Annotated in this window: 21 protein-coding genes; 14 read left to right on the top strand and 7 right to left on the bottom strand. The window is 71.2% G+C overall.

The genetic code is table 11. From position 1 onward, the window contains the following. Positions 1–86: 86 nt before the first annotated feature. A complete protein-coding gene (locus ACFY93_RS29400; RefSeq protein ID WP_391364563.1) occupies positions 87–1,211 on the bottom strand; it encodes an LUD domain-containing protein in 1,125 nt (374 codons plus the stop codon). Between the two features lie 149 nt (positions 1,212–1,360). On the opposite strand from ACFY93_RS29400, the gene sigJ reads away from it, so the two are divergent. The 4 genes from sigJ to ACFY93_RS29380 all read left to right on the top strand — a co-directional run bounded on the left by sigJ (position 1,361) and on the right by ACFY93_RS29380 (position 6,246). Continuing rightward, a complete protein-coding gene (gene sigJ / locus ACFY93_RS29395; RefSeq protein WP_391364561.1) occupies positions 1,361–2,314 on the top strand; it encodes an RNA polymerase sigma factor SigJ in 954 nt (317 codons plus the stop codon). 135 nt (positions 2,315–2,449) lie between these two features. Beyond that, positions 2,450–3,010 (top strand): hemerythrin domain-containing protein, encoded by a 561-nt coding sequence (locus ACFY93_RS29390; protein WP_391364560.1) that lies wholly within the window; start codon positions 2,450–2,452, stop codon positions 3,008–3,010. Positions 3,011–3,263: 253 nt separating this feature from the next. After that, positions 3,264–4,343 (top strand): DUF3533 domain-containing protein, encoded by a 1,080-nt coding sequence (locus ACFY93_RS29385; RefSeq protein ID WP_391364558.1) that lies wholly within the window; start codon positions 3,264–3,266, stop codon positions 4,341–4,343. A 166-nt stretch (positions 4,344–4,509) separates the two neighbouring features. Next, entirely contained in the window at positions 4,510–6,246 is a 1,737-nt protein-coding gene (locus ACFY93_RS29380) for an Imm49 family immunity protein (protein ID WP_391364597.1), read from the top strand. Between the two features lie 140 nt (positions 6,247–6,386). On the opposite strand, the gene ACFY93_RS29375 is transcribed toward ACFY93_RS29380, so the two are convergent. The 4 genes from ACFY93_RS29375 to ACFY93_RS29360 all read right to left on the bottom strand — a co-directional run bounded on the left by ACFY93_RS29375 (position 6,387) and on the right by ACFY93_RS29360 (position 11,116). Next, positions 6,387–7,820 carry an SPFH domain-containing protein gene (locus ACFY93_RS29375; RefSeq protein WP_391364556.1) on the bottom strand — a complete coding sequence of 478 codons (1,434 nt, stop codon included), beginning with the start codon at positions 7,818–7,820 and terminating at the stop codon, positions 6,387–6,389. Positions 7,821–7,928: 108 nt separating this feature from the next. Further along, a complete protein-coding gene (locus ACFY93_RS29370; protein WP_391364554.1) occupies positions 7,929–8,444 on the bottom strand; it encodes a hypothetical protein in 516 nt (171 codons plus the stop codon). A 209-nt stretch (positions 8,445–8,653) separates the two neighbouring features. After that, positions 8,654–9,820, bottom strand: coding sequence for an alanine--tRNA ligase-related protein (locus tag ACFY93_RS29365; protein WP_391364552.1), 1,167 nt, complete (start codon positions 9,818–9,820; stop codon positions 8,654–8,656). Positions 9,821–10,207: 387 nt separating this feature from the next. Continuing rightward, entirely contained in the window at positions 10,208–11,116 is a 909-nt protein-coding gene (locus tag ACFY93_RS29360) for a fructosamine kinase family protein (protein WP_391364550.1), read from the bottom strand. A 509-nt stretch (positions 11,117–11,625) separates the two neighbouring features. Here ACFY93_RS29360 and ACFY93_RS29355 point away from each other — a divergent pair. The 5 genes from ACFY93_RS29355 (at position 11,626) to ACFY93_RS29335 (ending at position 16,774) form a co-directional block, all read left to right on the top strand. Continuing rightward, complete coding sequence (locus ACFY93_RS29355; protein WP_391364548.1) at positions 11,626–13,008, top strand: glycoside hydrolase family 76 protein; 1,383 nt, start codon at positions 11,626–11,628, stop codon at positions 13,006–13,008. 308 nt (positions 13,009–13,316) lie between these two features. After that, positions 13,317–14,132 carry a ribonuclease BN gene (locus ACFY93_RS29350; RefSeq protein ID WP_391364546.1) on the top strand — a complete coding sequence of 272 codons (816 nt, stop codon included), beginning with the start codon at positions 13,317–13,319 and terminating at the stop codon, positions 14,130–14,132. Between the two features lie 154 nt (positions 14,133–14,286). Then, complete coding sequence (locus tag ACFY93_RS29345) at positions 14,287–15,090, top strand: alpha/beta fold hydrolase (RefSeq protein ID WP_391364544.1); 804 nt, start codon at positions 14,287–14,289, stop codon at positions 15,088–15,090. Then, positions 15,090–16,385 carry a SpoIIE family protein phosphatase gene (locus tag ACFY93_RS29340; protein ID WP_391364542.1) on the top strand — a complete coding sequence of 432 codons (1,296 nt, stop codon included), beginning with the start codon at positions 15,090–15,092 and terminating at the stop codon, positions 16,383–16,385. Before ACFY93_RS29345 ends, ACFY93_RS29340 begins: the two co-directional genes overlap by 1 nt. Beyond that, positions 16,382–16,774, top strand: a complete 393-nt coding sequence (locus ACFY93_RS29335; RefSeq protein WP_391364540.1) for an anti-sigma factor antagonist — start codon at positions 16,382–16,384, stop codon at positions 16,772–16,774. The genes ACFY93_RS29340 and ACFY93_RS29335 overlap by 4 nt, the downstream gene beginning before the upstream one ends. Positions 16,775–16,877: 103 nt before the next feature. Here the strand turns inward: ACFY93_RS29335 and ACFY93_RS29330 are convergent, their stop codons facing one another. Beyond that, positions 16,878–17,237 (bottom strand): MarR family transcriptional regulator, encoded by a 360-nt coding sequence (locus ACFY93_RS29330; RefSeq protein ID WP_391364538.1) that lies wholly within the window; start codon positions 17,235–17,237, stop codon positions 16,878–16,880. A gap of 186 nt (positions 17,238–17,423) precedes the next feature. Between ACFY93_RS29330 and ACFY93_RS29325 the strand changes: the two genes are divergently transcribed. The 4 genes from ACFY93_RS29325 (at position 17,424) to ACFY93_RS29310 (ending at position 21,288) form a co-directional block, all read left to right on the top strand. After that, a complete protein-coding gene (locus ACFY93_RS29325) occupies positions 17,424–17,726 on the top strand; it encodes an STAS domain-containing protein (protein ID WP_391364536.1) in 303 nt (100 codons plus the stop codon). A gap of 281 nt (positions 17,727–18,007) precedes the next feature. After that, the gene (locus ACFY93_RS29320) at positions 18,008–18,250 is read left to right on the top strand and encodes a DUF5133 domain-containing protein (protein ID WP_391364534.1); all 243 of its coding nucleotides are present in this window, start codon (positions 18,008–18,010) and stop codon (positions 18,248–18,250) included. A 498-nt stretch (positions 18,251–18,748) separates the two neighbouring features. Continuing rightward, positions 18,749–20,041, top strand: a complete 1,293-nt coding sequence (locus ACFY93_RS29315; RefSeq protein ID WP_391364532.1) for a cytochrome P450 — start codon at positions 18,749–18,751, stop codon at positions 20,039–20,041. Beyond that, positions 20,041–21,288 (top strand): cytochrome P450, encoded by a 1,248-nt coding sequence (locus tag ACFY93_RS29310; protein ID WP_391364530.1) that lies wholly within the window; start codon positions 20,041–20,043, stop codon positions 21,286–21,288. Before ACFY93_RS29315 ends, ACFY93_RS29310 begins: the two co-directional genes overlap by 1 nt. A 210-nt stretch (positions 21,289–21,498) precedes the next feature. Here ACFY93_RS29310 and ACFY93_RS29305 read toward each other — a convergent pair whose 3' ends face one another. Continuing rightward, positions 21,499–22,260: an SDR family NAD(P)-dependent oxidoreductase gene (locus ACFY93_RS29305; RefSeq protein WP_391364528.1), complete on the bottom strand. Its 762-nt coding sequence runs from the start codon at positions 22,258–22,260 to the stop codon at positions 21,499–21,501. 188 nt (positions 22,261–22,448) lie between these two features. Between ACFY93_RS29305 and ACFY93_RS29300 the strand changes: the two genes are divergently transcribed. Next, positions 22,449–23,318 (top strand): helix-turn-helix domain-containing protein, encoded by an 870-nt coding sequence (locus ACFY93_RS29300; protein ID WP_391364526.1) that lies wholly within the window; start codon positions 22,449–22,451, stop codon positions 23,316–23,318. Positions 23,319–23,404 lie beyond the last annotated feature (86 nt).

The following is a 23,404-nucleotide window of genomic DNA, read 5'->3' as shown; positions in this document are numbered from 1 at the left end:
CCGCGCGCGGGCGAGGGGGACGGCGAGCCGAAACGCTCGCTGTCGCCCTCGTCCGCGTCGCCCCGACGCCGGCGGGGCGCGGGAGGTCAGAAGCCGATGGCCTCGCGCAGCAGCAGGACGGTGCCGCGCCCGGGCTGCGGCTCGGCGTTGAGGACGAGCAGACGGTTGACCGCGCTCGGCTGCCCGTAGACCGCCTGGGCGCGGGCCGTCTCCAGCGCAAGGGCGTGCTCCTCGACCCGGCGCAGCGCGGTGCTCAGGTCGGGCACCACCTTCTGCGCCCCGACGACCCAGATCGCCTTCGCGGCGCCGCCCGCGGAGGCGGGCAGCTGGCTGCCGCTGCCCGAGGCGATGACGAGCGAGCCGGTCTCGGTGACGGCCGCGACTCCGGCGAGGAAGACGTCGGGAGTGGCGATCAGCCGGCGGATCCGGTCGGACTCGGTGGCACGGTCCATCGTCAGCACGCGCGGCCGGATGGCCTCGCAGCGGTCGTCCGCCTCGATGTCCTCCACGATCCTGGAGAGCCGAAGCGTCTCACTGGCTCCGGTGAAGACACTCGCGCCCTCCGGTATCAGGTCCTTGACGCGGGCACGGGCCGCCGCGGCGTCGTCGAGCAGCTCGGCGGTGAAGCCGTTCGCCCGCAGCGCCTCGATCGTCCGTTCCAGTCGCTCGGCGGACGCCGGTGCGCCGAAGTCGTACGCCGGGCCGGCGACCGCCGCCTCCTCCTCCGCCGATGCCTGCGCCCGCGCCTCACCGGAGCCGTGGGCCCGGGCATCCGGGCCGGGTGCCGAACCGCCCAGCGGAGAAGTGTCGGCGTACCGGATCTCGTAGACCCGCTCGGCGAACCTCCATCCCTCCGGCGTACGCCGGTAGGCGTCGTGGTAGATGGCGAAGTTCAGGCCCGAGCGGCCGTCGAGCAGCCGTGCGACCTCCTGCATGTAGGTGCGCCCGGTGGCGTCGTCGCCGTCGATCCGGATCGTGCCGGGGTGGCTGTTCTGGACGAAGAAGTCCCACTGGCTCTGCAGGCGCTCGGCGCCGCTCAGGATCTCCTCCCGGCCGATGAGCTCGACCGGGATGTCGGGCATGCGCAGCGCACCGTCGGGGGTGAACAGTGCGGCGAAGCGGGCACGGTCGCGCATCATCGCCGCGTCGGTGAACTCGCCGCGCAGCGCCTCGATCTCGACGCGGTCGGCGATCTCCTGGAAGTCGTTCATGCTCAGCGTCCTGTCCTGTGGTGGCGTACTCCTCTTCACCGGTCCGACCACACAGCTCCGCCGAATGTGAGGCGGCCGCCGACCTCACATTTCGCCGCCCTGCCGCGTCGTAAGGGAGAGGGAAGCTGAACGAGAGAGCAGGAGAGCGCATGACCACCCCGTCGGAACAGGCGCAACGGCAGGCGGACGAGCAGCGGGACCCGGGTCTGAGCGCGATCATGAGCGAGCGGCGGCAGCTGCTCAATCTCGCCTACCGGCTGCTCGGATCCCTGGCGGACGCGGAGGACGTCGTCCAGGAGACCTACACCCGCTGGTACGCGATGTCCCGGGCGCGCCGGGAGGCGATCGTGTCCCCGGGTGCCTGGCTGACCAGGGTGGCCGGCCGCATCTGCCTGACCCAGCTGGGCTCGGCACGCCATCGGCGGGAGACGTACGTCGGGGAATGGCTCCCGGAGCCGCTGCGGGACCCCGCGGAGTGGATCGCCGGGGCGGCGGACGGCGCGGGCGGGGACCCTGCCGACAGGATCACCCTCGACGAGTCGGTGACCATGGCCCTCCTGGTCGTGTTCGAGTCGATGACCCCGGCCGAGCGGGTCGCGTTCGTACTCCACGACGTCTTCCGCTATCCGTTCGCCGAGGTGGCCGAGATCGTCGGCCGCAGTCCGGCGGCGTGCCGTCAGCTGGCGTCCTCGGCCCGCCGCCGCGTCACCGCGGCGCGGACCGGGGCGGGCCCGGACATGGCCCGGCAGGCGGGCGTCGTCCGGCGGTTCAAGGCGGCCTGGGAGGCGCAGGACATCGACGCCCTGCTCGGCCTGCTCGACCCGGGTGCCACCGCGACAGCCGACGGGGGCGGCCGTGCCATCGCCCATCTGCTGCCGATCGAGGGAGCGGAGCGGATCGCCCACCTCTACGTCACGATCGCCCGGTGCGCGCCGCCCCGCACGATCCTCGAACGCACCGTCAACGGGCGGCCGGGCCTGGTGGTCGAGGCCGAGGGCCGGGTCGAGACGGTGTTCGCCTTCGAGGTCGCCGACGACGACCGGATCGCGCGCATCTGGGCGGTACGCAACCCGGACAAACTCCGGCCGTGGCAGCCCTCGTGACGGATCCTCATGGATCCTCACGGATTCCCAGGGGTGACGGCCCTGCCCGGCGGGATGCCGTGCCGCCGTTTGCGGACGTCCGCCGGGGATACACGGTCGGGGCACCGCGGTCATCACAGGAGAGAGGAGTGTCCCATGGGACACGGCGGAGACGTTGTCGCTGAGCTGACCACCGACCACCGCGAGGTCGAGGAGCTGTTCGGGAAGATCGAGAGTCTGGCTCCGGGGGACGAGCGGCGCAAGAAGTACGCCGACCAGGCCGTGATCGAGCTGGTACGGCACTCGGTGGCGGAAGAGGCGTACCTCTACCCCGCGGTCCGCGAGTTCCTGCCGGACGGCGACAGCATCGCCGACAGGGAGCTCGGGGACCACGCCACGGCGGAACGGACCATGAAGGAACTGGAGGGCGCCGACGCGGACGACCCCGCGTTCGACCGGCTCATCGGCGAATTGATGACGGAGATCCGCTCGCACGTCCGTGACGAGGAGGACAACCTCTTCCCCCGGCTGCGTGCGTCGGCCTCCGGGGAGGAGCTGATGAAGCTGGGCGACAAGATCCGGCAGGCGAAGAAGACCGCACCGACCCGGCCGCACCCCTCCGCCCCGGACACCCCGCCCGCCAACAAGCTGCTGGCCCCCGGGGTGGGCATGGTGGACCGCGTCAGGGACGCCCTGTCGGGGCGCGGCAAGGACTGACGGACAAGCCGGCCCGCGACCGACCCCCGCCCGGCACGCCACGGACGGGCGGGAGCGGTCGGCGACAGGGCCCGGCCGCGCACCGGACCGGCCCGGCGGCGGCGAAACGCGGGCACGCGCGCCGGCGAGCGCGCCCCCAGGCGCGCGGGCGGGCGTCGGCGTGGGCGCGCTCCGCAGGCAGTGACGGATGCGAGAATCCTCCCGTTTGGGTGCATTCCTGAGGTCAGACCCTTGTCAGGGGAGGATTCGGACCATGTCCAGCCTGCAGGACTCCAGCGGAGCCTCGCGTGGTTTCACCGCCGAACTGCGGGACGCGGTGAGTGTCCGGGCCGCGCTCCTGGTTCTGTCCACGCTGCTGCTGCAGTTCGGGTTCATCGTCAGCTACGTGGGAGCGTTGCACCATCCGCTGCCGCACAAGGCCTCGATCGGGGTCGTCGCCCCGGCAGGCGATGGGGCGAAGGTGGTCGAGCGGCTCAACGCCCTGCCCGGACGCCCGCTGGACGCCAGGCCCGTGTCGTCCGAGGCGGAGGCCGTCGCCCGGATCAAGGCGCTGAAGCTCTACAGCGCGTACGTTCCCGATCCGGCGGGGACACGGGACCGGCTGCTGGTCGCCTCGGCGTCCGGAGCCTCCCTGACCACCGCCATCGAGCGGAACATGGAAGCGGTGGTGGCCTCGCAGCACCGCACCCTCTCCGTCCGGGACGTGGTCCCCGTCTCCCGTAGCGACCAGAACGGCCTCAGCTCCTTCTACCTGGCCGTCGGCTGGTGCGTGGGCGGCTACCTGGTCGCCGCCATCCTCGGCATCAGCGCGGGTGCCCGCCCGGCCAACCGCGGCAGGGCGGCGATCCGCCTCGGAGTGCTGGCGCTCTACTCCGTCGTCGCGGGCCTGGGAGGCGCCGTCATCGTCGGTCCCGTCCTGGGGGCGCTTCCGGCCGGCATCCCCGCCCTGTGGGGCATCGGGACCCTCGTGGTCTTCGCCGTCGGCGCGTGCACCATGGCCCTGCAGTGTTTCCTGGGCGTCGTCGGCATCGGCCTGGCGGTCCTTCTCTTCGTCATCCTGGGCAACCCCTCCGCCGGCGGCGTGTACGCGCCGCCCATGATGCCGCCGTTCTGGCGGGCCATCGGCCCCTGGTTCCCCAACGGCGCCGCGACCAGCCTCAACCGCGATCACGCCTACTTCGGCGGGGTGAAGACCACCGTCCCCTGGCTCGTCCTGACGGTCTGGGCCGTCGTGGGCGCGGTGCTGACCCTGCTCGCCTCCGCGGTCCGCGGCCGGACGGGCGCACGGGCGGCGGCAGCCTCGGCCACCCCTGACGGCCGAAGCACACCGTGACCGACGGCGGGCAGCAGGCACCCACCGCTCCCGCTTCCGCTCCCGATCCCGCACGGCGACGGACGGCCGGTTCGCGCACGTCCCACCGCACGTCGTTCACGGGCTCGTTAGGCTGTCCGCACCGACGCGATCAAGGAGCAGGGCAGTGCGGATAGAACGTCACCAGGTGGGTGAGGCTGCCGTGTCGGCAGCACGCGAGGACTTCGCGAACCGGATCGGAGGGCTGGTCCACTCCATGTCGCGAGCCGGCAGGGTGGCCACCTACGAGTGGCAGTCGGTCGCCGACGAGTTCCTCGACTACCTGGGGGCCCTCTCCCTCACGGCCTCCGGTCTCGACACCCCGGAGGCCCAGGCAGCCCTGAAGGACGCCTCCGAGGCGGCGGCCGGCGCCGTCGCCTACGCCGCGTACCACCCGCACTCCAGCTTCCAGGTCTTCCTGGACTACGTGAACTTCGGCCTGAGTTACGACCGTGGCGAGGACGCCCCCGCCGAGACCGTCACCCCCGGGGAGTGGATCAACGCGCTCTGTCTCGCGGTGCTCAGGGACAAGGCCCAGTGGCACGGTGAGGCCTTCGACTTCGCCCGGCAGAAGTTCGCCGGACAGGCGCAGGGAACTCCCGCCGGTGAACTCGCCACGGGACTGACGGCCGTGGTCCTCGACGACACCGGTGACGACGAGGAGTACCCGCCGAGCGCGCAGGCCAAGCTCGTCGCCGTCGACGCGGCCCTGGACCGCGTACGCACCCGCGCCGAGGAGACCGGCGAGGGACTGCTCGACCGGCCCCACGGCATCGCGTTGCGGACGCTGCGCGCCCTGGCCGCCGAGGACCGTGAAGCCTTCGACTCCGGGCTGGCCGACCTGCTGCTCGCGCACGCCGCCCTCCAGGGCCCCGCCGCGTCGCCGGGCAGCCTGCTCCCGCTCGTACCGCTCGGCCTGGCCGCGTTCGCGTACCGGACGCTGGGCTGGATGCCGGCGGTGCACACCGACTACCTCCCGCACGCCCTGGTCACCGGCTTCGAGAACGCCGGACCGAGGGTCGGCGGGTTCGGCCGCGACCGGCGCCAGGACGCGGCCGCCGCGCTGTCCGCGGGAACGCTGGCGATCGAGCGGCCGGCGAGCGACCGGACCGTGGACCTGGAGAGCGAGGCGCTGTTCGACCGGTACACCCAGGAGGCGATCACGTCGCAGGACGGGGAGACCCTCGCCGCGGGGAAGCTCGCGGGAGCCATGGGGTACCAGGAACTCCTCTTCAAATGGCGTGCCTGCCATTCCGCAGACGTCACGGACGCCCAGCTCTCGAATCTGCGGCTGGCCTCGCAGCTGGGGGCGGCCCTGTTCCGCGTCGCCCTCGCCGAACCGGGCACGGACGCCGAGGTGACCGTCGCCGGACGGAACCTGCGCTGCCCGGCGTCGCGAGGCGAGAAGGCGGGCCCCGCGAACTGGGAGAAGGCCACCACCCTCGCCCTGATCACCGGTGCCCGCGAGGATCTCGCTCCCCTGGTCCTCACCGGCCCCGCGTTCGCCGGCGAGGACGGCTCCGCCTACACCGCGTACCGGCAGGCTCTCCACGCCTACCTGACGGGCGTGGACACCGAGCAGACGGCGGAGCAGGCGATGAAGGAGGCCGAGAAGGCCAGGGGCTGGGGATTCTTCCCGCGGCCGGCGGTGCTGCTGTCGCAGCTGGTGGAGGGCGACGAGGAGAGCTTCAACCTGGCCCTGGCCGACGCCCTCGAAGCACACCGCGATCACTACCGCGTCGCCGACCGCGCCGACGACCCGGACGCCGCGGTCGACCTCCACGTCCTCGCCCTGGCCTGCCACGCCCGCCGCCGGGGCTGGGAGATCCGGGTCGAGTCCCCCTACCTGCCCCCGCGTCTGCTCCAGGCCGCCGAACCCTTCTGAGAGCGCACGCCCGTCCGCGTACGGAGAGGAGCACCGAGCGCCTTTCCGTACGCGGGGACGACGCGAAGGCGGGAGCTCGCCGAGACGGACGGGGCCCGGCCGTCGTCCTCCTGGCCGGGCCCGGTGACCGTACGGACGGTCTACTCGGCGATGGTGATCTTCCCGTTGGCCTCGGCGGGCGTCGTGGTCACCGGCTGGGGAACGCTCTGCCGCCCGGTGATCCCCTTCAGCATCGCCGCGAGGTCCATTCCCGTGGTGGAGCTGAGGAGTTCGACGCCCTGGGCGACGTTGTCGGCCACAGCGCGCGGCAGCCGGCCGGCGCCGTCCGTGGAGATCACCGTCATCTTGTCGATGGCGCTGAGCGGCTCGGCGGCCTTGGCGACCACCTGCGGCAGGACCTCGACGAGCATCTGCAGCATCGCCGCGTCGCCGTACTGGGTGAACGCGTCGGCCTTCTTGCGCATGGCCTCCGCCTCGGCGGCGCCCTTGGCGGCGATCGCGGCGGCCTCGGCCTCACCCTCGATGCGGACGGCGTCGGCGAGCGCCGCACGGTGCGCCTTCTCGCCCTCACCGGTGAGCCGGGCCCGCTGGGCATCCGCCTCGGCCTGCTTGACCAGGGCGATACGGCGGGCCTCGGCCTCCTGCTCGGCCTGGTACCGGGCGGCGTCGGCGGGCTTGCGGACCTCGGTGTCGAGCTCGCGGTCGGTCAGCGCGGCCTGCCGCTCGGCGACCTTCTCCTGCTCGGACAGGACGTCCTGGCGCCGTGCGGCCTCGGCCAGCGGACCCGCGGCGGCCGCACGGGCCGCCGCCTCGTCGGTCTCCGCCTTGATCTCGGCCTGCTTGAGCGCGAACGTCCGCTGCGCGATCGCGATCTCCTCCTCGGCCTTGAGCCGGGCCTGCTCGGCCGCGCGCCGGGCGACAGCCTCGGCGATGTCCGCCTCCTGCCTGGCACGGGCGGCCTCGGGGCGGCCGAGGTCCTCGAGGTAGGAGCCTTCGGTGGTGATGTCCTGGATCTGGAACGCGTCCAGCACCAGGCCCTGCCCGGACAGGCTCGCCTCGGCCTCCTCGGCGACCTGGCCCGCGAACGCGGCCCGGTCGCGGATGATGTCCTCCACCGACATCCGGCCCACGATGGCGCGCAGTGCGCCGGACAGCACCTCCTGGGTGAAGCCGACGATGCCGTCCTGCTGCATCAGGAACCGCTGCGCGGCGGCGCGGATCGAGTCCTCGGAGCCACCGACCTTCACGATGGCGACCCCTTCGAGGTGCGCCTTGACGCCGCGCAGGGTGACCGCGCCGCGCACCGCGACGGGGATGTGCCGGGACGACAGGTCGAGCGTGAACTTCTGCTGTACGAACGGCACGACGAAGACACCGCCGCCGACGACGACCTTCTGCCCGCTGTTGTCGGTGAAGACCCGGCCGGTCTCGGGATCGGTGGCCCTCTTGCCGCGCCGCCCGGTGACGATGAACGCCTCACTCGGACCCGCCACCTTGTAGCGGGTGACGACGACCAGCGCGAGCAGGACGACGAGTACGACGACTCCTGCCACGGCGATGACGACTGAACTCATGGCGAATTCCCCTCAGCCCTCCCAGGGGACGGCAGATCGAATTTCTGTGTATGTGGTGCGGGGTGCGTGCGGTGAGAAGGGGCGCCGCCCTTGTGTCCGGCGCGCGGCTCAGCGTTCCACGCGGCGTACGGCGACCGAGGTCGGCGAGAGGGACGCCTCCACCCAGATCTCGGTTCCCCGCGCCACCGGTGTCCCGCTCCTGGCCGCGAGCTTCACCGGCTGGCCCGCGAGGCGCACCAGCACCTCGCCGTAGCCGTCGGCCGGGATCGCCGTGACCACGCTGCCGGAACTGCCGACGAGGTCCTCGCCGCGCGGAGTGAGCGACGTCTGATCACGCATCAGGGCCCGGCTGAACCTCAGGGTCAGCCAGCCCGCTCCGACGCCCGCGCCGGCTCCCACGACGGCCGCCGGGCCCGCGCCGAGGCCGGTGGTGCCCAGGGTGATCGCGCCGCCGAAGCCGAGCATGGAGACGAACCCGGCGATCACCGGCAGCGACAGCAGTCCGTCGAAGAACCCGGCCAGTACGCCGAAGCCATGGAAGAGCCCCTCGAGGACGCCGTCGAGGACGAGCGACAGCACGAAAAGGACGACCCCCGCTATGCCGAGACCAAGAAACAGAGTCACAGCACCCGCCTCCCCGCCGACGCCGCACCTGTCCGGCGTTCTGTCGCTGTCCTGCCGGATGGTCCCACGGGGGCCGACGTCCTTCATTGCCGTATCCCGGCAGTCTTCACACCACTTTCGTGTCCGTCTCATGACACTGCCGCCCCTGACCGTCCGCCCCCCGCCGCGCCCGGGGCATGCGGCGCCGGGCGCGCCGGATCACTGCGCCGCTACTCTCGCCGCAGGCCGTCGATCAGGTCACGAGGCAGGCCGTGGGTGTCGTGAAGACGGTGGAAGTCCTCCTCGGTCAGCGGACCCCGGTACCGGGGCCGGGCGAGTAGCCGCCTGCCGCGTTCCAGGAGCTGTTGGAACCGGCGCTCCTCCTCGAGCAGCATCCGCAGCACGGCGGCCGGGTGCGTGTCCTGCCGGAAATGGTCCAGGGTGTGCCGGACCAGTTCGTCCGGCAGGTCCCCGAGACCACGCGAGGGATCGTCCCGCCACAGGACGGTGAGGACCCGCCGCAGCAGGCGTCGCAGCACGTAGCCCTGGCCGGAGTTGGCCGGACGGACGCCGTCGCCGAGCACGACGACGGCCGAGCGCAGGTGGTCGCAGACCAGACGCAGTGAGGGTTCCTCCAGAGGCCACAGGTTCGGCACGAGGCGGCGCCAGGGATCGAAGACATCGCACTCGAACACGGACGGCCTGCCCTGGAGCAGTGAGGCCAGCCGCTCCAGACCGAGTCCGGTGTCGACGTTGCGCTGGGGGAGGGGCACGAGGGAACCGTCGACGAGGCGGCGGTGAGTCATCGTCACGTGGTTCCACACCTCCACCCAGCGGTCGTCCCGTGTGGGTGTCGACCGGGGTGGGCAGTCACCGCTCCACAGGAAGATCTCCGAATCCGAACCGCACGGGCCCACCGGTCCGTTGGACCACCAGTTGTCCTCCACGGTGAGTTCGACGGGGACGCCGCGCTCCTGCCACAGTCGCAGCGAGGCGGTGTCCGGCCCGCTGCGGCCGTCACCGGCGAAGACGGTGGCGTGCAGCAGGCCGGGATCGATCCCCAGCCCCTCGGTGAGGAGCCCGTATCCCCAGTCGAGACTGAGCGGGCCTTCGTAGTCGCCCAGCGACCAGGTCCCGAGCATCTCGAAGACGGTCAGATGCGTGGCATCGCCGACCTCCTCCAGGTCCGTGGTGCGCAGGCAGCGCTGCACGTTGACCAGCCGGCTGCCCAGGGGATGAGGGCGGCCCTCCAGGTAGGGGGTGAGCGGGTGCATGCCGGAGGTGGTGAAGAGCACGGGATCGCCGGGTGGCGGCAGCAGCGTCGAGCCGGTGATCCGGCGATGGCCGCGCTCCTCGAAGTACTCGACGAACGTACTGACCAGTTGTTCCGTGAGCATGGGACGACTCCTTCGCGTCAGGGCGGGGAGGCACCGGAGAACGGGACCGTTCAGTCGTCCGGCCGCGCGAACGGAGCGCCACGGCATCACCGACGGACCGTTTCCGGTCGCCGGGGGAGAGGGAAGGTCAGGCGGCGGCAACCGGCGAGCTGGTCGCTCGCGCGGTCGCGGTGGTGCTTCGGCCGGTGACGTTCATGCGGGTGATGCTAACGGGGCCCGGCCCGCCGGGCACGTCGATTAAGGCGGGCCTGCCCGGTACGCGCCCGGTTCCCACGGCTTGGCGACGTCCGCGTAGTCCCCGCCGGTCATCCGGTCGGCCTCAGGTCCGCGAGTAACTCGCCGACGCCCCCACGTTCCTGTCCGTACGGGCCATCGTCCCGGCCTGCCTCAAGGCCGCCGCCGGAACGGAGCCAGCGTCGTGCGCACCAGGTCGGCCGCGCCCCGGTCGGGGTCGAACTGGGCGATGACGGCCAGGTGCTGGCGCAGCTGGAGAATCGGCATGCGGTCGCGCCAGTCGCGGTCGAGCCCGGTCAGCTCGGCGTACAGCTCGAAGAACCGGTGCGCCTCGGGCGGCGGTGCCGTCGTCCACAGATGCGCCAGGTCGACCTCGGCCCACGTGTACGAGACGGCCGGGTCGATCAGCGCGGGCCGCCCGTCAGAGGTGGCCATGACGTTCTGTACCCACAGATCGCCGTGTGTCAGGCAGGCGGGTCGGACCGGCAGCAGTTCGGGCAGCCGGTCGCACAGCCGCTCCAGCGCCGCCCGGTCAGCGGCGTCCAGCGTCTCCTGGACGCGGCGCTCATCGAGCCAGCGCAGCAGGCGGTGCTGGGCGAAGAACGCGAATCCGTCGTCGTTCCAGGTGTTGACCTGCCGACGGCGGCCCAGCCAGTTGTCCCGGTGCCACCCGAATCGGGGGTGCCGCGTGGTGGTGTGCAGGTGGGCGAGGGCATGCGCGAGCCGCTCCCAGAAGGCCCCGGTGTCCGGTCGGGGCCGCAGCACGGACAGCACGAGAAGGCCGCGGTCCGCGAGGACGATGTCGGGCGTGGCGACTATGCCCGCCTCGCGCAGCGCGGTGAGTCCTTCGGCCTCCGTGGCGAAGGCTTCGTCCGAGGGCGGCTCGCCGAACGACTCGGTTGACGAGTCGCCGAACGCCTTGGCGAACACCGACGTGCCGTCACCGCGGCGTGCGAGTCCCGCGGTCGCGGCCAGGCCGCCGGTGGCCGGCTCGACCGCGACGACATCGGTCAGACCGGCCGCGTGCAGGCGTTGGAGCAGGAAGGACGCCGAGTCGGTCACGAGTGCTCTCCTTGTGCGGGTCGGACGGGACGCGGGGAACACCGGCCGGGCTGGATGTCGCCGGCGCCCAGAATGCCGCTCGCGGTGCTCGACCCCGGCGGATCGAGGGCGAGGGCGGGGCGTCGTACGGCACCGTGCCGGCCACCTCCCGCTCCAGGCCGACCAAGTCTGGACCATTGACGGGGTGTTGGGCCATGGCTAGGGTCTTTCGTTTGGATCAGGCCGGATCAGGGAGCGGGGTCTGGTGCCGTGCATCGCAAGGCGGAGGAGGGCGACATGGCGGAGCCATGGCAAGCGACGACAACGCGGCGAGGTGCGGTGCCAGACCCCGCGAGCCCGGCGTGATCCAAACGAGAGGCCCCAGCGTCCCAGAAGTGCGTGCGGCCTTCTCCTCCGGGACGCGCCCCTACCGCCTGCCACCCCGGCCGATCGGTTCAGGAGGCTCCATGAAGCCCAGCAGACCTGTTCTTGGTCTTCTCCTCGCTCTTCTGGCAACGTTGTCTACGGTGATGGTCGCGCAATCACCCGCCTCCGCCGCTTCCGCCGCCTCCACGACGGTGTGCAACAGGTATTGCGACGCCCGGGATCCGGGCCTCAGTCCCCAGGACCGCCAACCGGTGTCCAGCGGGCTGTCGGGCCGGTCGGTCGTGCTGCACTTCGACGACGCCGACGCCATGGGCTGGGCCTCCATCGACAATGGCGCCGCCGGCGACCAGGTGTGGCTCGACCGCAGCTTCGACGGCGGCCGTACCTGGGCCGACGGCAGCAAGCTCGGCGCCACGACGGTCCCGTCCGGCCGGCGCGGCTGGCGGACGTTGATGTACAACGTGGACGACTGGAACACCCAGGGCATCGGGGCGCTGCGGGCCTGCGGGCAGGTGGCCGGCGCCATCGCGTGCACGCCGTGGGCGCGCACCACGTGGAACGCGGGCGACCGGCGGACCGCGGCGGCGACCGCGCTGATGATGTCGTACGACCGCACCACCAAGCTGTTCGGCGGCAACGGCTGGTGGACCGGAGCGAACGCGCTCACCGCGATCATCGACAACGCCCGGATCACCGGCATGGGCAGCTACACGTACACCATCGCCCAGACCTACGACAGAAACATCGACGCGCAGGGCGGGCAGTTCCGGAACGAGTACCTGGATGACACCGGATGGTGGGGACTGGCCTGGGTGGCCGCGTACGACATGACCGGTGACAGCCGCTACCTGAACACCGCGCGCGCCGACGCCGACCACATGTACGCCAACTGGAACGGCACCTGCGGCGGCGGAGTGCGATGGAGCACCGACGGCAACTACAAGAACGCGATCACCAACGAGCTGTTCCTCCAGCTCACCGCCGCCCTGCACAACCGCATCCCCGGAGACACCGTCTATCTGGACCGGGCTAAGAGCGAGTGGTCGTGGTTCCGGAACAGCGGGATGATCAACGGCGACAACATGATCAACGACGGTCTCGACGGCGCGTGCGCCAACAACGGCCAGCCGACGTGGACGTACAACCAGGGCGTGATCCTGGGGGGCCTGACCGAGCTGTACCGGGCCACCGGTGACGCGACGTCGCTGACCACAGCCCGCGCGCTGGCGAACGCGTCGACCGTACGGCTGCAGACCGCCGGAGTGCTGCGCGAGCCGGGGGAGAGCGACTCCTGCGTCGGCGACGGCCCCAGTTTCAAGGGCGCCTACGTCCGCGGCCTGGGCCGACTTGACAACCAGCTCGGCGATCACCCGTACGCCGCCACACTCGCGAGGTGGGCCGACACCGCCTACACCCGCGACCGCGACCCCCTCGACCGGTACGGCCCGCACTGGGGCGGCGGTACGGGCAGCACGGACTACGGCTGCCAGCAGAGCGCCCTCGACCTCCTCGACGCGGCCGGCTGACCGGCGCCGACGAGGCCCCGCGGACGCCGGTGCGGCCGGGCGGCACCTGCCGGCGCTCCGCGCGGGCGGACGGTGACCGGCGGAAGCAGTGACGCCCTCCACCCCCTCACCGGTGAGCCGCCGCAGGCGGCCGAGCGGACACGGAGGAGGCGGCGCGCAGGAATGCCCCGACCGGCCGTGTGCGGTGGCGGCGCCGGGTGAGCCGCTGAACCATGGTGGCGTGCCCTGGGTCGTGCCTGCGGTCGCTGTCGCGCGCGCAGCACGGCGACGGGGGTGGTCCGCCCGGCCGGCCAGTTCCGAGGAGCCCAGTGAACCGGTACTGGCACACGCTTCTTCACGCGGGGCGTCGGCTCGGCGCGCACCCTCTGATCCGGCAGGGCCGTGAGTTCGAGCTGATGCACCGGGCCATGGGTTTCGCGACCCTGTCCCTGGTCACCCTCGCCCCCCTGCTGATCGTGGTGGCCGCCGCCGACCCGCTGAAGCGGACCGGCTTCGCCTCCTGGCTCGTCGACGGCATGGGCCTGTCCGGGCGCTCCGCGCGCGAAGTGACACGGATCATCAGCCCGCCCCGGAGCGTCATCGGCGCGACCAGTGTCCTGGGCGGCGTCACGCTGGCCGTGTTCGGTGTCGCCTTCGGCGGCAGCGTGCAGAACGGCTACGAGCGGATCTGGCGCCTGCCGCCGGGGCCCTGGCACCGGATCTGGCGGCAGGCGATGTGGCTGGCCGCCCTGACCGCCTACCTCTACCAGGAGGTACTGACGCGGATCGCCCTGTACGGGTGGCTCCGGACCGCTGTGTCGGCGCTGACGGGCGTGGCGTTCTTCTGGTGGGGCCAGCACTTCCTGCTCGGTGGGCAGATCCACCGACGCGACCTGCTGCCGGGCGCGGTCTTCACCATGATCGGCCTCGGCGGACTACGGGCCTTCTCCCAGATCGTCCTCACGCCGCTGTTGGTCAGCAACGCGATCAGCTACGGCGGCGTCGGCGTCGTCCTGATCGTGGAGTCGTGGCTCATCGGAGTGGGATTCGTGATCTACGGGGGCGCCTTGTTCGGTCGCTGGTTCACCAGCCATCACTGGTGGGAACGGACGATCGACCATGGCGACCGGTCTCCGCCCCGTTGAACCGGTCGGTGCCGGGCCGACCGGGTGGTTCATGCGGTGCGGGTCTCCCACGCGGTACGGACGGCGGACCTCACGGCTCCCTCGTAGCCACCGGAGGTGCGTGGTGGTCCTGAGCCGTGACGGAGCACCGGGCGAAGCCTGAGAGAGTGGGGGTATGGACGTCGAACGCAGGAACAATGTCACGGTCACCGGAAACCCCGAGGGGCGGACGGTGGTGCTGGCGCATGGGTTCGGTTGTGATCAGAACATGTGGCGGCTGACCGTGCCCGCCCTGGCCGAGGACTACAGGGTGGTGCTGTTCGACTACGTCGGTTCCGGCCGATCGGATCTGTCCGCGTTCTCGCGGGACCGCTACGCCTTCATGGACGGCTACGCCCAGGATGTGGTCGAGGTCTGCGAGGCGCTCGACCTGCGTGACGCGGTGTTCGTGGGGCATTCCGTGAGCGCGATGATCGGAGTGCTGGCCGCCCGGACGGCGCCGAAGCGGATCGGGGCGCTGGTGATGGTGGCGCCGTCGCCGCGCTACATGGACGACGACGGCTACCGGGGCGGATTCAGCGCCGAGGACATCGACGAACTCCTGGCGTCACTGGAGTCGAACTACCTGGGCTGGTCGGCCGCCATGGCGCCAGTGATCATGGGCAACGGGGACCGGCCCGAACTGGGCGAGGAACTGAAGAACAGCTTCTGCGCCACCGATCCGGACATGGCGCACGTCTTCGCCCGCACCACGTTCCTGTCGGACACACGGAACGACCTGGAGAGCGTGACGGTGCCGACGCTGATCCTGGAATGCACTCAGGACGCCATCGCCCCGCGCGAGGTCGGCGCCTTCGTCCACCGGGCGATCCCCGGCTCCCACCTGGTCACGCTCGACGCCACGGGGCACTGCCCGCACCTGTCCGCTCCCGAGGCCACCAACAAAGCGATCACCGACTTCCTGGCCGGCCTGAAGTGATGTGTCCCACCGGGCAGCAGCCCGACCCGCGCGACGCGGACAACGAGAGCAGCGAGACGGAGGCGACCGCGGCGTTCGCCTCGCTGCTGGAGGACAGCGTCGAGGAACTCTACGAGAACGCGCCCTGCGGCTACCTGTCCACGCTGATGGACGGCACCATCGCCAAGATCAACACGACTCTGCTGGACTGGCTGGGCCTCCGGCGGGAGGCCGTGGTGGGCCGGAGGCGCTTCACCGACCTGCTGACCGTGGGCGGCAAGCTGTACCACGAGACACACTTCGCGCCGCTGCTGCGCATGCAGGGCGAGATCAGCGGCATAGCGCTGGAGGTCAAGCAGGCCGACGGCGGCCGGATACCGGTACTGGTCTCATCCGTCGTCAAGCACGGCGCTACCGGCGAGCCCCTGCTGATCCGCACCACCGTCTTCGATGCCCGGGACCGCCGCTCCTACGAGCAGGAACTCCTGCGAGCCCGCAAGGCCGCGGAAGAGGCACATGCGGAGGCGGAGGCCGACCGTGCCCGGCTGCAGGACGCCCTGGCCGTGCTCCAGCAGTCCCTGCTGCCCGCCACTCTGCCGCCCATACCGGGGGTGGAGGCGGCCGTGCACTACCGCACCGCCTCTCCCGACCGGCTCGGCGGCGACTTCTACGACCTCTTCCCCGTCGACGAGCGGCGCTTCGCCTTCTTCCTCGGCGACGTGTGCGGCAAGGGCCCCCAGGCCGCGGCTGTCACCTCACTGACCCGCTACACCCTGCGCGCCGCCGCCCTGCATGACACGGACCCGGTCTCCGCCCTGACAACGCTCAACCAGGTGCTCCGCGAGCGCTACACCGGCGACGACCCGCGCTACTGCACCGTCATCTTCGGCATCCTCGACCCGGACCCCGCCACCGGCCGTGTCACCGTCCGCCTCGCCTCGGGCGGCCACCCCTCGGCCATGGTCCTGCGTGCCGACGGCACGGCCGCCTTCCTGCCCACACCCGGTGGCCTCCTCGTCGGTGTCCTGCCGACCGCCACCTTCGCCACCGCCACGACCGTCCTCGGCCAGGGCGACGCCCTCGTGCTGTACACCGACGGCCTCACCGAAGCCCGCACCGGCGAAGACCGCGCCACGCTGTTCGGGGACGACGCCCTGCTCGAGTTCGCCGCCGGTCACGCCGGCAAGTCCTCGCCGGACCTGATCGAGGCTCTGACCGGCCTGCTGGACAGCTTCGGTGACGGACTCGACGACGACACCGCACTCCTCGCCCTGGGCGTACCCCTGTCCATCACCGAGACCGAAGCCACCGCATGAGACTGTTGAAGATCATCACCCGGAACGCCCCCACCGGCCCCGTTCTGCGGATTCTCGGCGACCTCGACTACGCCACCGCCGGCCGGCTGCGGGAGCAGCTCACCGAGCTCAGCCTCCGGCCGGGGCAGCGCCTGGTCCTGGACCTGGCCGAGATGGGTTTCTGTGACTCCAGCGGCATCACCGCACTGATCGTCGCTCGCAACCACGCCCAGGCCGCCCAGGCCGACATCGCACTGGCCTCCGTCCCCGACCGCACCCTGCGGGTGCTGCGCATCGCCGGGCTCGACCAGATCTTCGCCATCGTCCCCGACACTGCCGCCGCCACTCAGCCGTGGCCGCAGGAGTCCGTGACGCGTGTCCCGACGGCGGAAGGCGGAGCCGTCGGGTGAGCGCCGACTCGGGTGAGCGGTGGTAAGTGGGGAGGGCGACGGGAAGTCCTCGCGCGGTCGTCCGGCCGTGTCACCAGCGGGCGGCCGGCATGGATCCGGTCCGCTACGGCGTGCCGCTGGTGCCGGTGAGGCGGGACGGCCGGCCGCCGGACCGGCCGCGGTCGGTTTCGTCCTGGACGAGCAGGTAGAGCAGTTCGGCCACGGTGAGGCCAGCTTCCGCCGGGTGACGCAGCACCTTGTCCGCCTGGATGCGGTAGGTGTTGGTGCGACCGTCGCGGGTGTGGGAGAGGTAACCGTCCAGCTCGAGGTCGGAGATGATCCGCTGGACGGCGCGCTCGGTGAGCCTGCAGTGTGCGGCGATGTCGCGGATCCGGATGTTCGGTTTGTCGGCGATGGCCGCCAGCACGCGCGCGTGGTTGGTGAGGAACGTCCATCCGGTGTGGGATTCAGGTGCTGCAGCCATGCCCAGCATTCTAGGGACCATCTTTGCCTGACAGCAGATACATGACATAATTTTCACGCAATGGATGGCATGGTCTGGTCGGGGGCTACGCAGGAGGGACCCGAGGTGTCTTTCGATGAAGCGGTCGTGGGGCGCTCGAGCGGCGCGGACGGGAACCGGCCGCGGGATCTGTATCAGCCCACGGTGATGCAGTATGAACGGTGCGGCGCCTGGATCATCGGCGCACGAGGCTCCTACGACGCGTGCACGGTACCGCCTCTGGCGGACGCGCTGCGTACGGCGGCCAAGGAACACCAGAGGGTGGTTCTGGACGCCTCCGGCATCGCCTTCGCGGACTCGGCGCTGCTGAACCTGCTGATCCTCACCCACCAGGCGACCGACTTCCGCGTGGCCGCGCCGACGCGGCAACTTCGGCGGCTCCTGCAACTCACCGGCGTCCACACCGTCCTGAAGACAGGGGCGACGGTGGAAGAGGCCGCTCGCGGCTAGGACGCCATGGGCACTGCGGGACGGCTCGCCGCTTGTCGGCATCGACACGGCGGGAGTGGCGGCCGGCCCGTCTGCCACTTCGAGCACCGGGCTCGCGGAGACAAAAGGGCCGAAGGGCATGAGGGGCATGGCGTGAATCTCCCGATGCGGGGCATTCGACGTTCTGTGTGACCCGGTCCGGTCGTGAACCGTGGCCGTCGAGGCCACGGACGGACACTTCCTCGGCGTGCGGTGCGGTCAGCCGTGCGCGGGAGGGGCTTGAGAAGGGGAGAGGCATCACCATGATTACCCCGGCGGAGAAGCAACTGCGCGAGGCGCTGGCCCGGTTCGCCCAGGTGCGCATCGAACACGATGTGCGCCCCACCGGCTCCACCAGCATCGCACTCGACGCCGCCACGCACACGCTGTGCGTGATGACCGGGGCCCGCACCGCCGAGCAGGCTCTGCTCACGGCGGACACCCTGCTCGAGCAGTACGCGAACCGCACCGGCGTCTCCTCCGACGAGGAGACACTCGCCGCTTAGGCTCGTTGCCGAACACGCCGGGCCGTACCCGCGAGCGAAGAAGCCGCCGCCCATCGCCCACAACGCCGTGGCAGTGAGGACGAGCAGGGCCGGGCGGCCCCGACCGCATTCACGGCGACCATGCCGAGCCCGCCGCACACGGCCGGCGCCATCAGCAGCCACGGCCAGGCGTCCTCCGCGGCGCGACAGCGCCCTTCCGCCCCAGGCGTTGGTGCCGAGGCGCCGAGGCGCGCAAGAGGCTTGCTCCCGGACGCGTGCGGCTGTGAGGCGTTCCCGTCGGTGGTACCGCCACCGGCCCGCGCACCCTCATCTCCTCCGGCGCCCGGCGGGCGCGCGCCTGGCCTGTTGCGCGAACCTTGATCACATTCAGCACCGGGTTGTCCGTAAGCGGTGCACTCCGGTCATGAAACCTCCTTATAGTGTCCGGGACTTGGGGCGTGATCACGCTGTCGCGCTCCGTTGCCCCCGCAACGTCGTATCGCGCCGAGGAGTTCTCCGATGACCACGTCCCGCACCGCACGTGAGGGCGACCCGCTGTCGGCCGCCCGCGGCGTGTGCCCTGTGGACCTCCTGGGCAGCCCCCGCTTCCACACCGACCCGCCCGCCCAGTACGCCGAGATGCGCCGGGAGCACGGGGCGGTGGTCCCGGTCGACCTGGCGGGGTTCCCCGGCTGGCTGGTGATCGGGTACCGGGAGCTGCTGCAGGTGTGCAGGGACCCGGAACTCTTCCAGCGCGACGTCGGCCTGTGGAATCAGTGGGAGAACGTCCCCGCGGACTGGCCGCTGCGTCCCATGCTGGGGCAGCGGTCGCCGTCCATCTACTTCACGGTGGGGGAGGAGCACCGCCGGCATCAGCGCATGGTCGGCGCGGTGCTGGAGGCCGGTGACCCGTACGCGTTGCGCCGCGGCAGCGAGGCGCTCGCGGACCGCCTGATCGACACCTTCTGCGGGCGCGGCACCGCCGACCTGGTCGCCGAGTACGCGAAGATCCTGCCCACGCTGGTGCTCGCGGAGATCATCGGTTTCCCCGACCGGGACGGACCCGTGATCGCCCGGCTGATCGCCGCGCTGGCGGACGGGGGACCGGATGCCCAGGAGGCGCACATCGGCTTCGTGCGGCGCATGGGGGACCTGCTGGCCCTCAAGCGGGACCAGCCGGGCGACGACGTCGCCTCGCGGATGCTGGCTCATGACAGCTCGCCGGACGAGCCGTTCACCGAGGAGGAGATCATCGAGGACCTGTGCGCCCTCACGGCCGCGGGTCACCTCAACACCTCGGACTGGATCGGCAACACCGTCCGGCTGATGCTCACCGACGACCGGTTCATGGCGGCGCTCGGCGGCGCCCGGCACAGCATCCCCGAGGTCATGAACGAGGTGCTGTGGGAGGACGGGCCCACTCAGATCCTCGCCAACCGGTTCGCCGCCCGGGACACCACATTGGGCGGACACCTGGTGAGGGCCGGTGACCTGGTCCTGCTGGGCTTCGGCGGCGCCAACACGGACCCGCACGTCCGTCAGGGCCTTCCCGCGCTGGGCAGCGGCCACGCTCCCTCCGCCAACGGCGCCCATCTCGCGTTCGGGCAGGGTGAGTTCAGGTGCCCGTTCCCCGCCCAGGAGATCGCCGAGGTCATCGCGCGCACCGGGATCGAGGTCCTCCTCGACCGGCTGCCCGATGTCGAACTGGCGGTCCCTGCCGAGTCCCTGGTGCGTCGCGCCTCCCCCTTCCTGCGGGGATTCACGGCGCTGCCGGTGCGTTTCACCCCGGTCCGACCTGTTGGAGATTCCTGATGCAATGCCCCTACAGCGGTGCCACGGCAAGTGCCGAACCCATCGTCATCGACCCGATGGTGGGCGACCTGGACGGCGAGACCAGCCGCCTGGTGACGGCGGGCCCCGTGGCCCGGGTCGAACTGCTGGGCGTACCCGCCTGGTCGGTCACGCATCACGAGGTGGCCCGAGAACTCCTCACGGACACCCGTCTGGTGAAGGACATGAACGCCTGGCGCCTGTGGACCGAGGGGATCGTCACCTACGAGTGGCCCTTGATCACCATGATCGACGCCGGCCGCTCCATGTTCACCGTGGACGGCGCCGAGCACCGACGGCTGCGGGCCAAGGTGGCGCAGGCACTGACCCCGCGCCGGCTCGAGAGCATCCGCGCCGACGTGGAGACGTTCACCCGGCAACTCCTCGACGATGTCGAGGCCGCCGGCCGAGACAACTCGATCGTGGACCTCAAGACCTGCTTCGCGCAGCCGCTGCCGATGCAGGTGGTCAGCTTCCTGCTCCATGTCCCGCGCGACAAGCAGCCGTGGCTCGCGGAGAGTTACAAGAAGTTCTTCTCCATGATCACTCCGCACGACGAGCGGATCGCCCTGCTCGCGGAACTCGACACCTGGTACATGGAGTTCATAGCCGAGCGCAAGGCCGCCCCCGGTGAGGACGTACTGAGCGACCTGATCCTGGCCGACGCGGGCGGCCGGCCCCTCGACGACGAAGAGATCCTCGGCAACCTCAAGGCCCTGATCGCGGCCGGCCACGAGACCACCATCAACCTCGTCCTCAGCGCCACCCGCGGCCTGCTGACCCACCCGGAGCAGCTGGAACTGGTCCTCGACGGGAAGGTGAGCTGGGAGACGGTGATCGAGGAGGCGCTGCGCCAGGACCCGCCGAGCACCCACCTGCTGATGCGGTTCGCCACCGAGGACATCCAGATCGGCGACGTCACCGTGCCCAAGGGTGACGGTGTGGTCATGTCGTACCGGGCGATCTGCCGCGACCCGCGGCAACACGGTGACAACGCCGAAGAGTTCGACATCACCCGTCAGGCTCCCATCCGTCACATGGCGTTCGGGCACGGCCCCCACATCTGTCCGGGTGCCGCACTCTCCCGTCTGGAGGCGTCCATCGCCCTCCCGGCGCTGTTCGAGCGCTTCCCGGACCTGCGCCTGGCGGTGGCGCCGGAGGAGCTCAGGAATCTGCCGGTGATGACACAGAACGACCTGGAGTCGTTCCCGGTCTTCCTGAGGAACTGAGTACCGGACGGAAGTCCCTGTCGTGCGACGGGCGTCGAACAGGCGGCCGTCGCACGACGACGCCTGTCGGCAGCGGCATGAACGGCCTCGCCGCGACATCATCGGGACGGGCTCCCGGTGGATCCCCTCCGCAAGCTCGGCGGCAGCCCGTGACTCGACGGCGCGGCGAAGGAACTCGGCGGGTGCGCGGGGAGGCCGGACCGCGCGGTGTCAGCTCTCGCGGCCGGGGAGCATGGACAGGGCCCGGGAGCGCTGTGCGACGAGGTCGCCGTAGGTGCCGTCGCGCTCGGCCCAGCGGTGCATCAGGACGCCCTTCACGAGGATCTCGTGCGGTGTGGGCTCCTGCGAGAGCAGGTGCGTCACCTCGGTGGCGAAGTCGTCGAGCGGCAGCGCGTGCGGGTTCACCCGTTCCTGGCCCGCTGTGGCGACGGCAGGGGGGACGAGTTCGACGACGCCGACACCGGTGCCGTCGAGCTGCGCCCGCAGTGCCTCGGAGTAGGCGTGGACAGCGGCCTTCGAGGCGGCGTAGCTGGGCATGGGCGGGAACGGCAGGAAGGCGATGCCGGAGGTGACGGTGATGAAGGTGCCGGCGCCCCGCCGGAGCAGGTGCGGAGTGAAGGCGTCGATGACCCGGATCGTGCCGACCAGGTTGGTGTCGATCGTCGCCGCTGCCGCCTCGAAGTGCGCGGGATCGCGCAGGTCCTCCAGAAGCATGACGCCGGACATGGTCACCACGGTGTCCACCTCGGGACAGCGGTCGAGCACGGCGTCACGGAAGGACGTGACGGAGGCACCGTCGGTGACGTCGACGGGGAACGTGGCGAACCCTTCTTCGGCGAGTTCCGTAAGCGCCCGCGGGCTGCGACCGCCGACGGCCACGGTGCTGCCCGCCGCGGCGAACCGGCGGGCCAGCTCCCGCCCGATGCCCGAGGTCCCGCCGACGACGAGGACGGTGCGCTTGGAGAGATCCATGAGGTCTGCCCTTCGTTCAGGGCGCCGACGGTGTTCAGGCCCGCGGCGCGGACAGTCGGATTCCCTGTCCTTCTCAAACGGTGTCACCGCAGTCTTGACGGCATCGGCCGCGGTGTGACAGAGCCCTCTTCCTCCCTGGTCCTGTCAGGGCCCCCGCTGCGACTCACGCACCGCATTACGGTGTCGGTATGAAAGACGAGGGATCCGGCAACAGGCTCGGCAGCTACCTTCGTGCCCGGCGCGAGCTGGTCTCCCCGGCCCAGGCAGGGCTCCCGCCCGGCGGCATCCGCCGCGTGCCCGGCCTGCGCCGTGAGGAAGTCGCCCTGCTCGCCGGAATCAGTCCCGACTACTACCTGCGCCTGGAACGGGGGCGTGACAGGAACCCCTCACCCCAGGTCCTCGGCTCGCTCGCGCGCGTCCTGCGGCTCGACGACGTCGAACGCACCTACCTGCTCGGCCTGGCCGGGGCACGGCCCCGGGCGCCGCGCCGCAAGCGGCCCGAGCACGTACCGGCGCGTGTGCACGAGCTGCTCGCCCACCTGCAGATCCCCGCGTTCGTGGAGGGGCGCGCGTTCGACGTCCTGGCCTCCAACCCGATGGCCGTCGCGCTCTCCCCCCGTCTGCGGCCGGGCGAGAACCGACTGCGCTCTCTCCTCCTCGATCCCGAGGAACAGGCCTTCCACCAGGACTGGACGCAAGCCACCGCCGACTTCGTCGCCGCCCTTCGCAGCACCATCGGCGACGACACCGACAATCCCCGGTTCGTGGAACTCGTCGGGGAACTCGCGCTGTCCAGCCAGCGGTTTCGCACCCTGTGGGCCCGCCAGGACGTCCGCGGTCTCGACGGAGGCACAATCACGGTCCACCACCAGGTCGTCGGTGAACTGCGCCTGCACCGCGACAAACTCCCCATCGACGACGTCATCCTCGTCGTCTACTACCCCGACAAGGACAGCGACAGCGACGAGAAGCTGCGGCTCCTCGCCGCCCTCTCCCACACCGAGTCCGCCCAGGCAGCGCACGACGAGCAGGCGGACGCCCCGCGTCCGCGGGCATGAACTGCCTGTTTATGATCGCGATGCCCGCCGGGCCCTGAAAGGCGGCCGGGTCCGACGCGGGCTCGCGAGAGCGCGGAGCCGGGACA

The organism is Streptomyces sp. NPDC008313, from assembly GCF_042956125.1.
Taxonomy (GTDB): domain Bacteria; phylum Actinomycetota; class Actinomycetes; order Streptomycetales; family Streptomycetaceae; genus Streptomyces.
Note: the sequence above shows the minus strand (reverse complement) of the source record. Positions and strands in the feature narration are given on the sequence as shown.

Bases quoted from the DNA above. Each gene is read 5' to 3' on its own strand.
- ACFY93_RS29400 (WP_391364563.1), bottom strand. From the start codon at position 1,211: ATGAACGACTTCCAGGAGATCGCCGACCGCGTCGAGATCGAGGCGCTG.
- sigJ (WP_391364561.1), top strand. From the start codon at position 1,361: ATGACCACCCCGTCGGAACAGGCGCAACGGCAGGCGGACGAGCAGCGG.
- ACFY93_RS29390 (WP_391364560.1), top strand. From the start codon at position 2,450: ATGGGACACGGCGGAGACGTTGTCGCTGAGCTGACCACCGACCACCGC.
- ACFY93_RS29385 (WP_391364558.1), top strand. From the start codon at position 3,264: ATGTCCAGCCTGCAGGACTCCAGCGGAGCCTCGCGTGGTTTCACCGCC.
- ACFY93_RS29375 (WP_391364556.1), bottom strand. From the start codon at position 7,820: ATGAGTTCAGTCGTCATCGCCGTGGCAGGAGTCGTCGTACTCGTCGTC.
- ACFY93_RS29365 (WP_391364552.1), bottom strand. From the start codon at position 9,820: ATGCTCACGGAACAACTGGTCAGTACGTTCGTCGAGTACTTCGAGGAG.
- ACFY93_RS29355 (WP_391364548.1), top strand. From the start codon at position 11,626: ATGGTCGCGCAATCACCCGCCTCCGCCGCTTCCGCCGCCTCCACGACG.
- ACFY93_RS29345 (WP_391364544.1), top strand. From the start codon at position 14,287: ATGGACGTCGAACGCAGGAACAATGTCACGGTCACCGGAAACCCCGAG.
- ACFY93_RS29340 (WP_391364542.1), top strand. From the start codon at position 15,090: ATGTGTCCCACCGGGCAGCAGCCCGACCCGCGCGACGCGGACAACGAG.
- ACFY93_RS29335 (WP_391364540.1), top strand. From the start codon at position 16,382: ATGAGACTGTTGAAGATCATCACCCGGAACGCCCCCACCGGCCCCGTT.
- ACFY93_RS29330 (WP_391364538.1), bottom strand. From the start codon at position 17,237: ATGGCTGCAGCACCTGAATCCCACACCGGATGGACGTTCCTCACCAAC.
- ACFY93_RS29325 (WP_391364536.1), top strand. From the start codon at position 17,424: ATGCAGTATGAACGGTGCGGCGCCTGGATCATCGGCGCACGAGGCTCC.
- ACFY93_RS29320 (WP_391364534.1), top strand. From the start codon at position 18,008: ATGATTACCCCGGCGGAGAAGCAACTGCGCGAGGCGCTGGCCCGGTTC.
- ACFY93_RS29315 (WP_391364532.1), top strand. From the start codon at position 18,749: ATGACCACGTCCCGCACCGCACGTGAGGGCGACCCGCTGTCGGCCGCC.
- ACFY93_RS29310 (WP_391364530.1), top strand. From the start codon at position 20,041: ATGCAATGCCCCTACAGCGGTGCCACGGCAAGTGCCGAACCCATCGTC.
- ACFY93_RS29305 (WP_391364528.1), bottom strand. From the start codon at position 22,260: ATGGATCTCTCCAAGCGCACCGTCCTCGTCGTCGGCGGGACCTCGGGC.
- ACFY93_RS29300 (WP_391364526.1), top strand. From the start codon at position 22,449: ATGAAAGACGAGGGATCCGGCAACAGGCTCGGCAGCTACCTTCGTGCC.